Genomic DNA, 258 nt, shown 5'->3' with positions numbered 1-258 from the left:
TCGGCTTCCAGCGCATTGGCGACCTGGCCTGGGCCGCTGGCGACAGCCGGACCCGTGGCTTCCTGATCGGCGGTACCGCCGGCCGTACCACCCTGAACGGTGAAGGCCTGCAGCACGAAGACGGTCACAGCCACATGATGGCGGGTACCATCCCGAACTGCCGCACCTACGATCCGACCTACGGCTACGAGCTGGCGGTGATCATCCAGGACGGCATGAAGAAGATGACCGAGGAGCAACCGGACATCTTCTACTACA

The 258-nt window shown here is 63.6% G+C and carries 1 protein-coding gene; it reads left to right on the top strand.

Going from position 1 to position 258, the window contains the following annotated elements:
* Nucleotides 1–258, top strand: a 258-nt coding sequence (locus FEI13_RS18970) for a hypothetical protein (protein ID WP_138183030.1), incomplete at both ends; no start/stop codon positions are given.

It is taken from the genome of Halomonas urmiana (genome assembly GCF_005780185.1).
GTDB classification, from domain to species: Bacteria; Pseudomonadota; Gammaproteobacteria; order Pseudomonadales; family Halomonadaceae; genus Halomonas; species Halomonas urmiana.
The sequence above is the reverse complement of the archived record's forward strand: the minus strand, read 5'-3'. Positions and strand labels throughout refer to the sequence as shown.